Genomic DNA, 16,371 nt, shown 5'->3' with positions numbered 1-16,371 from the left:
GCCTAATCCTTTTGCTTGCCCTGAGTACGCCTAAGTAAGAACCGCCAAGCGGCGGATAAATAGGCTATAAATTGCGCTAAGCTAAGGCGGAGATAAGACGAATTCATGACGTGGAGATGACAGTTTAACGACAGGCAAGGGGAAAATTAGCCTGGGGCGTAAATTTCCCTTTGTCGCCCGCGCGATTCGCGCTAAATTTTGAGTCGGTATGATTTCGGATAGATGAGTCCATGTGCAGATTTTTAACCTATAGCGGCCCCAAGGCGCTGATGTCTCCCCTGATCTTTAAGGCCTCCAACTCGCTGGTGATGCAGAGCAAATACGCCCAGAAACGTAAAGTGCCCACCAACGCCGACGGCTTTGGCCTGGGCTGGTATCCCACCCAGGATGATCCTATCCCGGCGACCTTCGTCAACGTGGATCCCGCCTGGAGCAACCGTAACCTCAAGATGATCGCCGAGAAGGTAGAGACCCAGCATTATTTTGCCCACGTGCGCGATGCCTCCAAGGGAATGCCGGTCAGCCAGGCCAACTGCCACCCCTTCTCCTGCATGCATTACCTGTGGATGCACAACGGCCGCCTGGATCAGTTCGATAAGTTTCGTCGTCAGCTGCTCAATCAGCTCTCGGATCGCGCCTTTGCCTTGATCAAAGGCAACACGGACTCAGAATATGCCTTCGCCCTCTTCATGGACATGCTGGAATTTGCCGAGCAGGCCAGCCTGAGTCAACTGGAAAACGCGATGGAGGCGACCATCGCCTGCATCATGCGCCTACGTCAGGCAGCGGGTGCCGACACCAACGCCTTCATCAACTTTGCCGTCACCGATGGTAAACACACGGTCGTGACCCGTTTCGCCACGCTTGAGGGCGTCAAACCCGCCTCCCTCTTCTTCGGTCGCGGCAAGGTTAACGAATGCCAGGAGGGGATCGAATTTATCCCCCACTCGGAAGCAGTTCAGGAGGGTGAGCAGGCCTGCATCATCATCTGCTCGGAGCCGCCAACGGATCAGAGCGAGCACTGGACCAAGGTGGAGCGCAACCACATGGTGAGCGCCATAGGCAACGAGCGGGTGAGTCAGCGCAAGCTGGACCTGCCATTTCAGTCCGAGCTTTAACCCTAGTTAGATGACTCGCTAGCGGGCCTAGTCCGCCTAGCAAGGTTTTGTTACAAATCGGCTCGGCTTGCATTAGCCTAAGCGCAATAAAGCATTGGCCAAGGCAAGGCGAGATCCCGTACAATCGTTCTTCTCCCAGATAACATCCCCATCACCTGTTATCACCCCCACAAATTGTCTTAAATTCGGTCACAAGAGGTATGAGTGAACAAAGCGTCGATCCCGTCATCTGAGCTTAGCCAACCCCAGGGCATCCCCAATCTGGCCCTGTTGATCCCCATGTTATCGGCCATAGTCGCCATCACGCCGCTGGCGATCGACATGTACCTGCCTGCCATGTCGACCCTGGCCGAAAGCTTCAACTCCAGCGTCACCACTGTGCAGCAGTCCCTCAGTCTCTATCTGGCGGGCTACGCCCTTGGCATGCTCACCTTCGGCCCCATCGCCGACCGCATCGGCCGCCGCCCCTTGGTATTAGTTGGCTTAACCGGCTTTGGTTTGATCAGCCTGGCACTGGCCTTCGTCACTAGCGTCGAGGTATTTCTGGGGCTGAGATTTCTGCAGGCCTTCATCGGCGCCGCCGCCACAGTGGTGGTGCCCGGCTACATCAAGGAGGTCTACGGCAAGAACACCGCCAAGGGGATGTCCTATGTCAGCCTGATCATGATGCTGGCGCCGCTCATCGCCCCCACTATGGGCAGTCTGATCCTCGAGCTGGGCGAGTGGCACCTGATCTTCTTCATCTTGGCCTGTTACGCCAGTTTGCTGCTCGTTTTGGTACTGAGCAAGCTAAGAATGCCCAGTGACGCGCAAACCGAGACTCGCAGTCAACGTTCCTTCTTCGGCGCCTACGCTGTGGTGTTTACCAAGCCTGGCGTTAAGCTGCATATCGCCAGCGGCGTGATGACCTCATTTGCCTTCTTCTGCTACCTCACCGCCTCGCCGTTCGTCTACATGGAGGTGTTTGGTCTGGATAAGAGCCTGTTCGCCATCCTCTTTAGCACCAATGTCGGCGCCCTGATGCTGGCCAACGTGATCAACAGCCGCATCGTGGTTAAATATGGCTCGCGCCGCATGCTCAAGGTGGCCACATTGCTGGCGGCCGTCGCCGGCCTTGGCTTATTAAGCGTTAACCTGCTGGGGCTTAGCTATCACTTTACCGTGGCGGCGCTCATCCCCTTCATGGGTTTCCTGGGTGTGATGTCGGTCAATGCCGATGCCATAGTGCTAATGAAGTTTCAGCAAGAAACCGGCACGGCGACGGCGGTGATCGGCACCCTGAGATTTGGCTTTGGCGCCCTGGCTGGCCCTCTGTTGGCGCTCTTCTACACAGGCACAGCGGTGCCCTTCTCGGCGCTCATGCTTGGCGCCGTGCTGCTGGTCGGCCTATGCCAATTCCTGGCTCATTCACAGCAAAGACAGGGCTAACGGTGCTGATACGTCAATTACCGCATTAACTTGCCACGCTTACGTTAGATTCACCGTCAAACTCGCCATTAGCTTCGCCACCAAGACAAACGTCGCCCGATGACTCAATTGGGCGGCGATGCCATAAAATAACCTTCTGAGACTAAAGTCTACATCGCCCGATTAAAGATTGAGGGCGGCGCTCACCCCCCATCAAACCGCCACTTAGGCCAAAGGCTTTCCCGCCTCGAACGTGAGTTTTGCTCAACTTGGCAAACTTTGCTGATAAAAGGCTTGAATTCATTTATCTATTGAATATGATGAAATTCTGTTCATTGGCAACAGTCACCCCAAGCCGACCGCTTTCGGGTGAAGCGCGAGTCTGGATTACCCTCCAGACTCTATGTTTAGAGCGATTACCGTCGCTGTATCAAGATACTGCATACCGTCGCGGTAACTTAAGAGGGATCACCAATGGAAAAACTTTCCGGCGCCAGCATGATCGTCCGATCATTAATCGATGAAGGCGTTAAACACATTTTCGGCTATCCAGGTGGCTCGGTACTCGATATTTACGATGCCCTGCACCAAAAATCCGGTATAGAACATATTCTCGTACGCCACGAGCAGGCGGCCGTGCACATGGCCGACGGCTATGCCCGCGCCACCGGCAAGGTGGGTGTGGTGCTGGTCACCTCTGGCCCAGGCGCCACCAATGCCATCACGGGGATTGCCACCGCCTACATGGACTCAATTCCGCTGGTCGTCCTCTCTGGACAGGTCCCCAGCAACTTAATTGGTAATGATGCCTTCCAGGAATGCGACATGATAGGCATCTCCCGCCCCGTGGTGAAGCACAGCTTCCTGGTGACAGACGCCAAGGATATTCCTGCCATCATCAAGAAGGCCTTCTACATCGCCTCTACCGGTCGTCCCGGCCCTGTGGTAGTAGACATTCCCAAGGATTGTCTCAACCCACAGATATTGCACGAATACCAATATCCGGATGAGATAAACATGCGTTCCTATAACCCGACGACGACGGGCCATAAGGGACAGATCCGCCGTGGCCTGCAGGCCCTGTTGAAGGCCAAGAAGCCGGTACTCTATGTGGGCGGCGGCGCGGTGATCTCGGGCGCAGACCAGCAGATCCTTAAACTGTCTGACAGACTCGGCCTGCCGGTGGTCAGCACCTTAATGGGGCTGGGCGCCTTTCCCGGCACCCACGCCAATAGCGTCGGCATGCTCGGCATGCATGGCTGCTATGAGGCCAACATGGCGATGCACAACGCCGACCTTATCTTCGGCATCGGGGTAAGATTCGACGATCGCACTACCAACAATGTGGAAAAATATTGCCCCAACGCCACCATACTGCACATAGATATAGACCCCTCCTCTATCTCCAAGACGGTCAGGGTGGATATCCCCATCGTGGGCTCGGCCGATAGCGTGCTAAATGACATGCTGACTCTGCTGGACGATGAGCCGTCGATGAAAAATGATGAAGGCGCCATCGACTACTGGTGGAGCGAGATCAATCAGTGGCGCAGTCGCAACAGTCTGGCCTATGACAAGAGCAGCGAGCGCATCAAGCCACAGCAGGTGATCGAGACACTGCACAAGTTGACCAATGGCGATGCCTACGTGGCCTCGGACGTGGGTCAGCATCAGATGTTTGCCGCCCTCTACTACCCATTTAACAAGCCAAGACGCTGGATCAACTCGGGCGGGCTGGGCACCATGGGCTTTGGCCTGCCAGCCGCCATGGGGGTGAAGATGGCCAAGCCGGACGAGACGGTTATCTGCGTCACCGGCGATGGCTCTATCCAGATGAATATTCAGGAGTTGTCCACCGCGCTGCAATACGATACGCCGGTTAAAATTATCAACTTAAACAACCGTTTCCTCGGTATGGTGAAGCAGTGGCAGGATATGATCTACTCGGGTCGTCACTCCCACTCCTACATGGACTCAGTGCCTAACTTTGCCAAGATCGCCGAGGCCTACGGCCACGTGGGCATGACCATCAGCGACCCGGCCGAACTGGAAGCCGGACTCGAGAAGGCCCTTGCCATGAAGGACAAGCTGGTCTTCGTCGACATCAGCGTCGATGAGACGGAGCACGTCTACCCAATGCAGATCCGCGGTGGCGGGATGAATGAAATGTGGCTAAGCAAGACGGAGAAAAGCTAATGCGTCGAATTATTTCTGTATTACTCGAAAACCAACCCGGCGCCCTATCCCGTGTGGTAGGCCTTTTCTCCCAGCGCGGCTACAACATCGAGAGTCTGACGGTGGCGCCGACGGATGATGTTACCCTCTCCAGGCTCAACATTACCCTGGTGGCCGACGAGGCGGTGCTTGAACAGATTGAGAAGCAGCTGCATAAGCTTATCGACATTCTCAAGGTGTCCAACATTACCGAGTCCAGCCATATCGAGCGCGAACTGGCGCTGATCAAGGTGAAAGCCAAGGGCGCGGGTCGTGAGGAGGTGAAGCGCACCGCCGATATCTTCCGCGGTCAGATAGTGGATGTCACCTCTGAGCTCTATACCATTCAGATGGCCGGCACCTCGGATAAACTCGATGCCTTCATCGCCGCCATCGGCGAGGTGACTAAGGTGATTGAGGTCTCCCGCTCAGGTGTGGTCGGCCTGTGCCGCGGCGAGAAGGCGATGCGCGCCTAAGTGCATACCCAATCGTTAGCGACTAATCAATAAGCACAAAAAACGCCAGCATTTGCTGGCGTTTTTATTATTTTGAACGAAAAGCCTCAACCCAATAGCCCTAAACCAAGAGTCTCAACCCAAGGGCCTTAAACAAAAAGCCCTAACTCAAAATGGTCCTTGAATATCAAACGATTTATTTAACGCTTTCGGGGCTAACGTTTTCGGCATTAACACTATCAGAACTAGCACTCTCGGCCAGCTTAACCACCTCACCGGTCAGCGCCACACCCGCCATCAGGGCGCCAGCGCCACACTGGAAGGTCTCTTCACTCGAGGTCAGGTTGTTCTTATAGTTAGACTTGATATTCACTATGGCGTTACCGCCCTGCTTCAGTGCGCTATTTTTAAGGGCAATCATCGCCGACAGGAAGACCCATTCGCAGGCTTCCTGATCTGACTTATTAAACGCATTGGTCTTCTTGTTGGTCTTCAGCTCACCCAGTTTCTGCACAGGCTCACCATAGGCCTGTTCACCAAAGTAGAAGCTGACATCACTGCCCAGCTTGGCCTTGGCCGCATCTGAATTAAGCACTGAGGCGATGTTATAGTTGCCGACATCATCTCTGGCAAAGGCCAGCGGAGAACATAGAGTCAGAGAGGTCAAACCTACAAGCAGTATCTTTTTCATCATTACAAATTCCGTTGATTTGGCATGAGTTAATCCTCACGCCGCGCACTAGTTCACACTAGCACTTCCATTAACATTACCAGACCGACAGTCCTGTCAGTGTCCAACTTATTTCCCGGCGCGCTAGATTAATGCCAGTCTCGGCATACACAGCCAAAGGCATACGCCGTGGGAATCGCCGAGCATAACCAACTCCATGGCTAAAGGTAAATAGCCAAAGGCAAACTTTGAGATAGGGCTACCTAAAAACCTGCCAGCTGGCTATCATGGCAGCAGTTAACACCATCCCCTAACGGAATTCCCATTGAAAGCATTCGACTTTAACCTGCTTCCCCTGCTGGAGGTGTTGCTGGAAGAGCAGAGCGTCACGGCCGCCGCCGAGCGCCTGCACCTAAGCCAATCTGCGGTGAGTAAACAGCTCAATAAGCTCAGAGACTCATTCGACGATCAGCTGTTCGAGCGCACCGCTCACGGCCTGCGTCCAACCCCCAAGGCCAAGCAGCTGGGGCCGGAGATCCGCCAGATCTTGAGTCAGGTCTCCTCCCTCACCCGCCCCAGCGACTTCGATCCCTCCAAGAGCCATAGGCGCTTTCGGCTCGAGTTAGTGGAGACCGCCTACTCACTAACCTACCCACGTTTCATGCCCAAGCTGCTCAAGCAGGCACCTAAGATCACCTTAGACAGCAACACCTGGCATAGCGAGAGCATGGAGCGGTTGCTGCGCTGCGATACCGATCTAGGCATCGCCTGCCGGGAGTGGGACGAGCGCTCGCTGCAGCATATCAACAACCTGCCCAGCGCCCTGCGCTTCGTCGAGCTGACCCGGGATCACTCCCTCTGTCTGGTGCGCGAAGGTCATCCCCTGCTGCAAGAGGAGTGGAACCTGAGTACCTTTTTGAAGTATCGCCATCTGCAGGTCACCTTCGGTGGGATCTCCCACTGGCTGCTGGATGATGTGTTGCAGATGAAGCACCTCAAGCGGGACATCGCGGTCAACCTCACCGACTTTAACAGCGCCATGCAGCTGTGCGAGCAGAGCGACCTCATCCTCTGCTCGCCCGCCAAATACGCCAAGGTGATGATGGGGCAGTTTAAGCTGGTATCACTGCCAATCCCCACACAGATGGTGCCCGGTACCTATGTGCTGCTCTGGCATAAACATTTCGATCTGGACCCCAGCCATCGCTGGCTCAGGGAACTGATCATCGACTCGGTGCAATCTTAAGCTTCGAGAAAAAAATAAAAAAAACGCCAGCGAGATGAATGCTGGCGTTTTTACTTGGAGATGGTGTCTTAAGCGCTAAGCCTTAACTAGAAGCCTTCGACCCCTTTCATATCAGGTAAGTGGTGAGCAATACCCTTATGACAATCGATACAGGTCTTCTCGCCGCTGGCCAATGATGTGGAGTGCATATTGGCCGCACGTGTCGATTGACGAGTAAAGTCCATGTAGTCGAAATTGTGGCAGTTACGACATTCAAGCGAATCGTTGGCCTTGAGTCGTGCCCATTCATGCTCTGCCAGTTCGCGGCGCTTGGCCTCAAACTTGTCACGCGTGTTGATGGTGCCGAATACCTTGCCCCACACCTCTTTCGAGGCCTGCATCTTACGGGCTATCTTATCTGTCCAGTTGTGAGGCACGTGACAATCCGGACAGGTCGCACGCACACCACTGCGGTTGGTAAAGTGTATCGTCGACTTCAGCTCCTGATACACGTTATTTTCCATCTCGTGACAGCCGATACAGAAGGCTTCCTGGTTGGTGGCTTCCAGGGCGGTGTTGAATCCCCCCCAGAAGATCACCCCCGCGACGAAGCCGCCTAAGGTAAGAAAACCTAAGCTAAAATGCACGCTGGGCTTTCTTAACACCTGCCAGATTTTTTTCAACTTATCTAACATACGGCCGCTCCTAGTGCTTAGCTGCTTCAGCTTTAATCAAGTGGTCGATATCGATAAAGTCATTACCTACCAAGGTTTTTGCATCCAGCTGGGGCACATGGCACTGAGTACAGAAATAGCGACGTGGAGAAAGATCCGCTAAGAAGTTGTTTTCCCTGTCCATGTAGTGGGTCACACTCACCATAGGTGCCTGTGAGTCGCCAACACGCTTACGGGCGTGGCACGACATACACTTATTCACCTTAAGATCTATCTGATAGCCGTCGATCTTATGGGGGATCACCGGCGGCTGCATCGGATAGTTACGCACCTGCTTAACGTCTGTGTTACGCACCTTCTGCATCACAGGCGGCGTCGGGTTAGTGTCGAGCGGCGCCTGCCTGAGGGTGGCAACCTTCTCATCGGGCACGCTGGCAGCCACGCTGCTAAAGGTCGCGCCGACAGAGAGAGTCACCAGAGTCGCCAAGGTTACAAGTTTCAATGATTTCATGGTGATTCTCCTTATGCCTTAACTACTTTAACTGCGCACTTCTTAAAGTCAGTCTGTTTAGACAAAGGATCCGTCGCATCTAGCGTCACCTTGTTAATCAGCTGGCTGGCGTCGAACCAAGGCACAAAGACCAGACCGACAGGCGGCTTGTTACGGCCACGGGTCTCGACACGTGTCTTGATCTCACCACGGCGAGAAACCACCTTCACCTCATCACCGCGACGCAGGCCGCGTTTCTTGGCGTCTTCTGGATGCATGAAGCAGACGGCATCCGGGAAGGCGCGGTACAGCTCGGGCACACGCTGGGTCATAGAACCTGAGTGCCAGTGCTCCAGCACACGACCGGTCGATAACCAGAGGTTAAACTCTTCATCTGGCGACTCGGCGGCAGGCTCGTATGGCAATGCGTAGATAACCGCCTTACCATCTGGCTTACCGTAGAACTGGAAGCCTGTACCTGGTTTCACATAAGGGTCGCTGCCTTCGCGGAAGCGCCACTTGGTCTCTTTACCGTTAACCACAGGCCAGCGCAGGCCGTGCACCTCATGGTAGGTATCGAAGTCAGCCAAGTCATGGCCATGACCGCGACCGAAGGTAGCGTACTCTTCAAACAGACCTTTTTGTACATAGTAACCAAAGTGCTTGGCTTCATCGTTCATGTACTTAGGATCGGCCTGCTCTAGTGGGAACTTATCTACGTTACCGTTCTGGTAGAGTACCTGGAACAGCGTCTTGCCCTTGTACTCAGGGTTTGCCGCCAGCACCTCTTTTGGCCAGACTTCGTCTGTGGTAAAGCGCTTAGCGAACTCCATCAACTGCCAGAGATCTGAGCGAGACTCGCCCGGCGCCTTCACCATCTGATGCCAGAACTGGGTACGACGTTCGGCGTTACCATAGGCGCCCTCTTTCTCCACCCACATGGCGGTTGGCAGAATAAGGTCGGCGGCCTGTGTAGTTACCGTTGGGTAGGCGTCAGACACTACGATGAAATTTTCAGGGTTACGATAGCCAGGTAAGCCCTCTTCGTTCATGTTAGGACCGGCCTGCATGTTGTTGTTAACCTGTACCCAGTAGCAGTTCATGTCACCATCTTTGAGGCGACGGTTCTGCTCTACCGCATGGTAACCAGGCTTAGGCGGAATGATGCCATCTGGGATCTTCCAGATCTTCTCGGCAATCTTTCTGTGTTCTGGATTATTCACCACTAGGTCTGCGGGCAGACGATGCGAGAAGGTACCCACTTCACGGGCGGTACCACAGGCAGAGGGTTGACCGGTCAGCGAGAATGGGCTGTTACCCGGCGTCGAGATCTTACCTGTTAGCAGGTGAATGTTATAAATCAGGTTGTTACACCACACACCTCGGGTATGTTGGTTGAAGCCCATGGTCCAGAATGAGGTCACCTTGGTATTTGGATCGGCGTAGAGTTTCGCCAGTTCAATCAGCTTATCTTCTGGCACGCCAGAAAGCTTGCTGACAGAGGCCACGTCATAGTCGGCAACGAAGGCCTTGAAGGCATCAAATTCGATTGGCGTAGACTTGCCGGCCGTCTTAACGTTCTTGGCTTTCTGCTGCAGCGGATGACTTGGACGCAGGCCATAGCCGATGTCGGTTTCACCCTTGCGGAAGTTAACGTGCTTGTTGACGAAATCCCAGTTTACCGCATCGTTTTGAATGATGTAGTTGGCGATAAAGTTCAGAATGGCCAGGTCGGTCTGCGGCGTGAAGACGATACCGAGATCGGCCAGGTCGAAAGATCTGTGGGTAAAGGTCGATAGCACAGACACCTTAACGTGTGGCGCGCTCAAACGACGGTCGGTGACACGGCTCCAGAGGATGGGGTGCATCTCGGCCATGTTAGAACCCCAGAGCACGAAGGCATCGGCGTTTTCCATGTCATCGTAACAACCCATAGGCTCATCGATACCGAAGGTACGCATGAAGCCACCTACCGCAGAGGCCATACAGTGACGGGCGTTAGGGTCGATGTTGTTAGAGCCAAAACCGGCCTTCATCAATTTAGAGGCGGCGTAGCCTTCCCATACTGTCCACTGGCCTGAGCCGAACATACCGATGGCGGTTGGGCCCTTCTTCTTGATGGTGGCTTTCCACTTCTCTGCCATGGTATCGAAGGCAGTGTCCCAGCTCACAGGGGTGAACTCGCCATGCTTGTCGTATTTGCCGTTGGTCATACGCAGCATAGGGCTCTGCAGTCTGTCCTTGCCGTACATGATCTTAGACAGGAAGTAACCCTTGATACAGTTCAGGCCACGGTTTACCTCGCTCTCGGCGTCGCCGTGAGTCGCAACCACCTTGCCGTCGCGTGTCGCGACAATGACCGAACAACCTGTACCGCAGAAACGACATGGCGCCTTGTTCCACTCAAGTTTAGTCTGCTCTGAACTGGTAATTAGGTTGCTTGCCGTTGCAGGCAAGGCCAAACCAGCCACTGAGGCAGCGGCCATGGCCGCATTTGCCTTCATAAATTCGCGTCGATTCATCTTCATTTTTCAACCTCTTCAAGCACTTCACTCTGGTGATACACCATGGCTGCGGACAGCACGCCCTCAATCTTGTTGATCGCCTCAATGTCAGCCATCAGGCCCTTCTGGGTCATGCCTTCCAGCACAACGACCAGCTTGACCTCATCGTTTACAGACAACTCAGCATTTTCCATCTTCATGATTGTCTGTCTGACACTCGACATAAATTCAGGCTTAACCTGAACCACTAAACTGGTGACGTGAAGTTCATTGCTCATTGACATTTACACTCTTAATAATTGTTCGAATACAGTGGGTTAACCTGCACCTGGCGGGCCGGTAAATATCTGGCTAAACCAGATAGCGAAGCCCAAACCAGAAACGAGTAACACTGACAGCAGGGGAGCAAGAAAAACGGTTAGAAACACAAATATTTTTAGCTCTAAACTTTTCTCTTCATTAGGTGTGGAACTCATGCATCCTCCAACGGGTCATGCCGGTTTTCATAGCAGATAAAGCAGGCTAGCCAGTGGTTGGTGTGGACCAATCAAACGATAAAACCATACTTTTCTTCCTGTTATTTATGGTATCAATAACTTCTTAACATTCTGTATACCCCTAAATCGGTAAATTCTATGCAGGTTTGATCTGGATCATCCTTTTGTCGCAGATAAAACCCAGATCACCTCTCCTAGACACGTATTTCGATTGAGAAAGCAACAAAATGAATAAATTAGCTATTCATAAACAACTAAAACATAGTCACAAAATGGCGATTTCGTAAGTCAAAATGTGATCTAAATCGTAAAAATATATCGATGGGGGTAGAGGGGGATTTAGTGGGGTAAAAAAAAGCACCCGTTGCGGGTGCTTCTTCAGTCTTTATGACAATAATCAGGCTTCGGCGATGCGGTTGAGGATACGCTTCTCCGAGATGGGATAGGCGGTACCTAACACCTGGGCGAAACAGGAGACGCGATACTCCTCTATCATCCAGCGAGCCTCTTGCAGCGCCTCGGGCACCGCCGCGCTGCGGGGCACCTTGGCCAGCTGGGCTGCCAGGGTCTGTTGCACATTATTGATGCTATGCAGGTGCAGACGGTCACGGTTAGGATCCACGGGCAGCTTATCTAAACGATTATCTATCGCCTTGATATACCTGATTAAATCAGAAAGTCGCTGCCAACCGCACTGCTCGACAAAGCCCTTAAACACCAGGTTATCCAACTGGGTCTGAATGTCACTCATGGCGAAGGCGATATCCAGGCTGATCTTGCCCTTGAGGCGCTTCTTCACCTTCTGATACAGAGTCAAGATCTCCTCCACCTGCAGGGCGATCTTGGCCGCCGTGGGGTTGAGATCCTGACGCACCACATCTTTTGCCTGCTCGAACTGCTCGGCGCTGCGCACATCTAAGCCCTTCTCATCCAGCAGCTGCTGCACCGCCGCCGACAGGATATCGTCGATCAGATACTGCACCTGGCCAAAGGGGTTGAAGTACATGGCCAACTTGGCCTTGTTGGGCAGGGTGTTCTGCAGGTGCTTCACCGGAGATGGCATGTTGAGCAGCAAGAGACGCTGCAGACCCTCCTTGTGACAGCGGCCGGCCTCGTGCTCATCATCAAACAGCTTGATGGCCACGCTGTCTTTGTTGTCCACCAGCGCGGGGAAGGCCTTCACCTGGAAGTTACCCCGCTTCTTCTCATACTGTTTGGGCAGGTCGCCAAAGCTCCACTGAGTCAGATCGCTTTGCTCTATACCGCTCTCGGCGACGTTGCGAATCGCCTGGGTTACCCTGCCCTGAAGTTTATCTTTTAGCTGCTCAAGCTCCCTGCCCTGAGCGATTAACTTGCCCTTGTCATCTTCCACCTTGAAGTTGATCAGCAGATGGGGCGCGAGCTGCGAGAGGTCGAAATCATCGACCGAAATACGCACGCCGCTCATGCGCAGCAGTTGCTTACACATGGCCTCCAGCAGGCTCGTCTCACTACTGCTATTAGTATTAGCCATCGCCTGTAAGCAGGCCCTGGCATAATCCGGCGCCGGCACGAAGTTACGTCTCAGTGTCTTAGGCAGGGACTTGATCAGCGCGGTGATCTTCTCTTCCCTGAGTCCCGGCACCAACCAGTCGAAGCCCTGGGCCTCGATTTGATTCAGCAGCGCGACGGGAAGATGCACAGATACGCCGTCATCTACATCCGCCGGCTCGAAGTGATAACTCAGGGGCAGGTTAAAGTTGCCCTGATGCCAGTTGTCGGGGAAGTCCAGCGCCGAGACATGCTCGTCGCTGCGCTTCATCAGCTGCTCACGTTCAAAGTCCAGCAGATGGGGCTGACGCTTCTTCTCCTGCTTCCACCAGGTCAGCAACTTAGGCGCGTTGTAGATCCCTTCCGGGATGCGCGTCTCATAGAAATCCACCAGCGCCTGCTCGTCCACCAAGATGTCGCGGCGGCGGGACTTGTGCTCCAGCGCCTCGATATCGTCGATAAGCGCACGGTTGTTGACGAAAAACGCCTCCTTGGTGCGCAGCTCCCCTTCGGCCAGGGCGCTGCGAATAAAGATCTCGCGGGCCTCCACCGACTCCACCGGGCCATACTGCACCCGGCGGCGATTGACTATGGTCAGGCCATAGAGCTGTTGGTTTTCCAGCGCCACCACACTGCCCTGCTTGGCCTCGAAATGGGGCTCTACATAGCTTTTCTTCACCAGATGGCCGGCCAGAGGCTCGACCCATTCCGGCTGGATCTTGGCGCAGCAGCGGGCAAACAGACGCGAGGTCTCGGTCATCTCGGCGGCCATGATCCACTTAGGCCCCTTCTTGGCGAGCGGCGAGCCGGGGAAGACGAAGAACTTGCGGTTGCGCGCCCCCAGATACTCGTTGTCCTTATCCTTGAAACCGATATGACTCAGCAGGCCGGTCAGCAAGGACTTGTGCAGCAGCTCATAATCGGCGGGCTCGCTGTTGAGCTTCCACTTAAGGTCGTGCACCGCTTGTCGAAGCTGAGTATAGAGATCCTGCCATTCTCGCACCCGTAGGTACGCCAGAAACTCCTGCTTACACAGCTTGCGGAACTGACTCGCGGACAGGGCTTTCTGCTGCTCCTTGATGTGATCCCACAGCTTGACCCAGGCGATGAAGTCAGAGTCCTTGTCGTTGAAGCGTCTGTGGGCCTCATCGGCGGCCTGCTTCTTATCCATTGGGCGCTCGCGGGGATCTTGGATCGACAAGCCTGCGGTGATCACCAAGGTTTCATGCAGGCAGCCATATTCCTTGGCCTGCACCACCATGCGCGCCAGGCGCGGATCCACAGGGATACTCGCCAACTGACGGCCAAGCGGCGTAAGTTGCAACTGCCCCTTGTGTTTGCGCACCGACTGCAGTTCTTCCAGCAGCAGGAAACCATCACGGATATAGCGGGCATCGGGCGGCTGAATGAAGGGGAAACCTTCGATGTCGCCAAGGCCGATGGAGAGCATCTGCAAAATGACAGAGGCCAGGTTGGTTCTTAGGATCTCGGGATCGGTAAACTCGGGGCGGTTGTTAAAGTCCGTCTCATCGTAGAGACGAATACAGATCCCCGGCGCCACACGGCCACAACGGCCCTGACGCTGGTTGGCGCTCGCCTGGGAGATAGGCTCAATAGGCAGGCGCTGCACCTTAGTGCGATAGCTGTAACGGCTGATGCGCGCCGTGCCTGGGTCGATCACATACTTGATGCCGGGAACCGTCAAGGAGGTTTCCGCCACGTTGGTGGCCAGCACTATGCGGCGTCCGCGATGACTCTTAAATACCTTGGACTGCTCACCATAGGAGAGGCGCGCATAAAGGGGTAAAACCTCGGTATCTCGGTACTGCTGTTTGTTGAGCTGGTCCGCCAGGTCACGGATCTCACGTTCGCCGTTGAGGAAGATGAGGATGTCCCCCGGCCCCTCGGCCATCAGCTCCTCTACCGCGGCAAAGATGCCATCGGTGAGATCTAAGTCTTCATCTTGCTCGCCTACTAGCGGACGGTAGCGGGTCTCCACCGGATAGGTACGGCCCGACACCTCGATCACGGGCGCATTGTTGAAATGCTTGGAGAATCTCTCCACGTCTATGGTGGCCGAGGTGATGATCACCTTAAGATCCGGACGGCGCTTGAGCACGCTCTTGAGGTAACCCAGGATGAAGTCGATATTCAGGCTTCGCTCGTGGGCCTCATCGATAATGATGGTGTCGTACTGATCCAGGTATTTGTCTGAACTCAGCTCCGCCAGCAAGATACCGTCTGTCATCAGCTTGATGTAAGAGGTCGGCTTGATGGCATCGGCGAAACGCACCTTAAAGCCCACCACCTCGCCCAGTGGGCTATTGAGTTCCTCGGCCACACGGGTCGCCACGCTGCGAGCGGCCAGTCGTCTTGGCTGGGTGTGGCCTATCAGGCCGCGGGTGCCCAGGCCAAGCTCGAGACAGATCTTCGGCAGCTGAGTCGTCTTACCCGAGCCGGTTTCACCGGCCACTATCACCACCTGGTTGTTTGCGATCGCCTCGGCTATCTCGCCGCGCTTTTGCGACACGGGCAAGGCGTCGGGATAGTTGATCTCGGGGCGATTCTGCCTACGACTCTCCACCTTAGCAGCGGCGGCAATGGCCTGCTCTTCTAGCTGGGCCAGCGCCTCATCTTTCTGCTCGCCATCGGCTTGGTTTTTCAGTCTATGAAGGCGGCGCTTGATGCGAGAGGCATCGACCTGAAAACACTGGTTGAGGAAGGCATGAGACAGAGGGTGACGTGGCGAATTCAAAGGAAAAACCCATATAGCAAAACACAAAGCAGGGATCCTACCAAGGAACGCGCCATTTTGATATGGAAAATCGCCTCTAGCGGGTGAATTTGTTCACCTGATTATCAGTTTTGCCGTGTGGTGCTTGCCGATAAAAAGGTGAACATAAGCATTGACTTAGGCAGGTTTAAGATAACACTCCTGCATGGAGGTGTTGATCGCCCTCAATACGGCATTTCTGTCTATGATGCCGACCACCCTGCCCTGGTCGATCACAGGATAGATCTTAGGCTTGGGCAGCAGCATCTGCTCCGCCAAACTGATGATGGGCTCATCCTTGCTGACGGTAAGCACATCGGTGCGCATGCAGTCACTCACGTTGGCGGTGAGATCGCAGTGATAGGTACTCTTAAGCATCACGGCTAAACAATCTTGTTGCGACAAAAACCCCACCAAATGACCCTGTGCATCGACCACGGCTGCGCCTAGTTTTTTTTGTGAGAGCAGCTTCTCGACCGCGGCCGCCAGTGTCATGTCTGCCTGTAATAACACCGGCTGGCGATCCATATAATCAACGACTTTCATCGATTCCATATTCTGACTCCTTAATCGTGTCCGCACCTTAAGTGTAATTAAGGTTGGTCTAAAAAGCCGAAGTTTTAACCAACTTTATTTATAAGCATACAAAACAAACATTTATGCAACAGGCATAAAGTTTGAAGCGGATCAAATGCCGCCAAAAAGTGGGACATTTTGACCCATGTTTTTAAATAAACTTGATCCAGCTCATAGCTATAGAAGGTGGAATGCCCTTGCGGATCACAAGGTTTATAAATGTTGACATACATCAACA

General features: G+C 54.1%; 13 protein-coding genes. 5 read left to right on the top strand and 8 right to left on the bottom strand.

From position 1 onward, the window contains the following. Positions 1-230: 230 nt before the first annotated feature. From K0I31_RS09160 to ilvN, 4 genes are all read left to right on the top strand, one after another. Positions 231-1,118 (top strand): class II glutamine amidotransferase, encoded by an 888-nt coding sequence (locus K0I31_RS09160; RefSeq protein ID WP_220080609.1) that lies wholly within the window; start codon positions 231-233, stop codon positions 1,116-1,118. Positions 1,119-1,322: 204 nt separating this feature from the next. After that, positions 1,323-2,546, top strand: a complete 1,224-nt coding sequence (locus K0I31_RS09155; protein WP_220080608.1) for a multidrug effflux MFS transporter — start codon at positions 1,323-1,325, stop codon at positions 2,544-2,546. A 453-nt stretch (positions 2,547-2,999) separates the two neighbouring features. Then, positions 3,000-4,721 carry an acetolactate synthase 3 large subunit gene (locus tag K0I31_RS09150; protein ID WP_220080607.1) on the top strand — a complete coding sequence of 574 codons (1,722 nt, stop codon included), beginning with the start codon at positions 3,000-3,002 and terminating at the stop codon, positions 4,719-4,721. Continuing rightward, the gene (ilvN, locus tag K0I31_RS09145) at positions 4,721-5,215 is read left to right on the top strand and encodes an acetolactate synthase small subunit (RefSeq protein ID WP_011865573.1); all 495 of its coding nucleotides are present in this window, start codon (positions 4,721-4,723) and stop codon (positions 5,213-5,215) included. The genes K0I31_RS09150 and ilvN overlap by 1 nt, the downstream gene beginning before the upstream one ends. 175 nt (positions 5,216-5,390) lie before the next feature. Here ilvN and K0I31_RS09140 read toward each other — a convergent pair whose 3' ends face one another. After that, positions 5,391-5,888, bottom strand: coding sequence for an excinuclease (locus K0I31_RS09140; RefSeq protein ID WP_220080606.1), 498 nt, complete (start codon positions 5,886-5,888; stop codon positions 5,391-5,393). A 301-nt stretch (positions 5,889-6,189) separates the two neighbouring features. On the opposite strand from K0I31_RS09140, the gene K0I31_RS09135 reads away from it, so the two are divergent. After that, a complete protein-coding gene (locus tag K0I31_RS09135; protein ID WP_220080605.1) occupies positions 6,190-7,110 on the top strand; it encodes a LysR family transcriptional regulator in 921 nt (306 codons plus the stop codon). An 86-nt stretch (positions 7,111-7,196) separates the two neighbouring features. Here K0I31_RS09135 and K0I31_RS09130 read toward each other — a convergent pair whose 3' ends face one another. The 7 genes from K0I31_RS09130 to K0I31_RS09100 form a co-directional block, all read right to left on the bottom strand. Then, the gene (locus K0I31_RS09130) at positions 7,197-7,784 is read right to left on the bottom strand and encodes a cytochrome c3 family protein (RefSeq protein ID WP_011865570.1); all 588 of its coding nucleotides are present in this window, start codon (positions 7,782-7,784) and stop codon (positions 7,197-7,199) included. 10 nt (positions 7,785-7,794) lie between these two features. Then, positions 7,795-8,274 (bottom strand): nitrate reductase cytochrome c-type subunit, encoded by a 480-nt coding sequence (locus K0I31_RS09125; protein WP_011865569.1) that lies wholly within the window; start codon positions 8,272-8,274, stop codon positions 7,795-7,797. Positions 8,275-8,285: 11 nt separating this feature from the next. Next, positions 8,286-10,775, bottom strand: a complete 2,490-nt coding sequence (gene napA, locus K0I31_RS09120) for a nitrate reductase catalytic subunit NapA (RefSeq protein WP_220080810.1) — start codon at positions 10,773-10,775, stop codon at positions 8,286-8,288. A gap of 2 nt (positions 10,776-10,777) precedes the next feature. After that, positions 10,778-11,035: a chaperone NapD gene (locus K0I31_RS09115; RefSeq protein WP_041406610.1), complete on the bottom strand. Its 258-nt coding sequence runs from the start codon at positions 11,033-11,035 to the stop codon at positions 10,778-10,780. Between the two features lie 39 nt (positions 11,036-11,074). Beyond that, complete coding sequence (locus K0I31_RS09110) at positions 11,075-11,233, bottom strand: nitrate reductase (RefSeq protein ID WP_011865566.1); 159 nt, start codon at positions 11,231-11,233, stop codon at positions 11,075-11,077. Positions 11,234-11,651: 418 nt separating this feature from the next. Further along, a complete protein-coding gene (gene hrpA / locus K0I31_RS09105; protein WP_220080604.1) occupies positions 11,652-15,539 on the bottom strand; it encodes an ATP-dependent RNA helicase HrpA in 3,888 nt (1,295 codons plus the stop codon). Between the two features lie 156 nt (positions 15,540-15,695). After that, positions 15,696-16,112, bottom strand: coding sequence for a CBS domain-containing protein (locus K0I31_RS09100; protein WP_011865564.1), 417 nt, complete (start codon positions 16,110-16,112; stop codon positions 15,696-15,698). Between the last annotated feature and the right edge of the window lie 259 nt (positions 16,113-16,371).

Origin of the sequence: Shewanella spartinae (assembly GCF_019457555.1) — a bacterium.
Taxonomy (GTDB): Bacteria; Pseudomonadota; Gammaproteobacteria; order Enterobacterales; family Shewanellaceae; genus Shewanella; species Shewanella loihica.
Note: the sequence above shows the minus strand (reverse complement) of the source record. Positions and strands in the feature narration are given on the sequence as shown.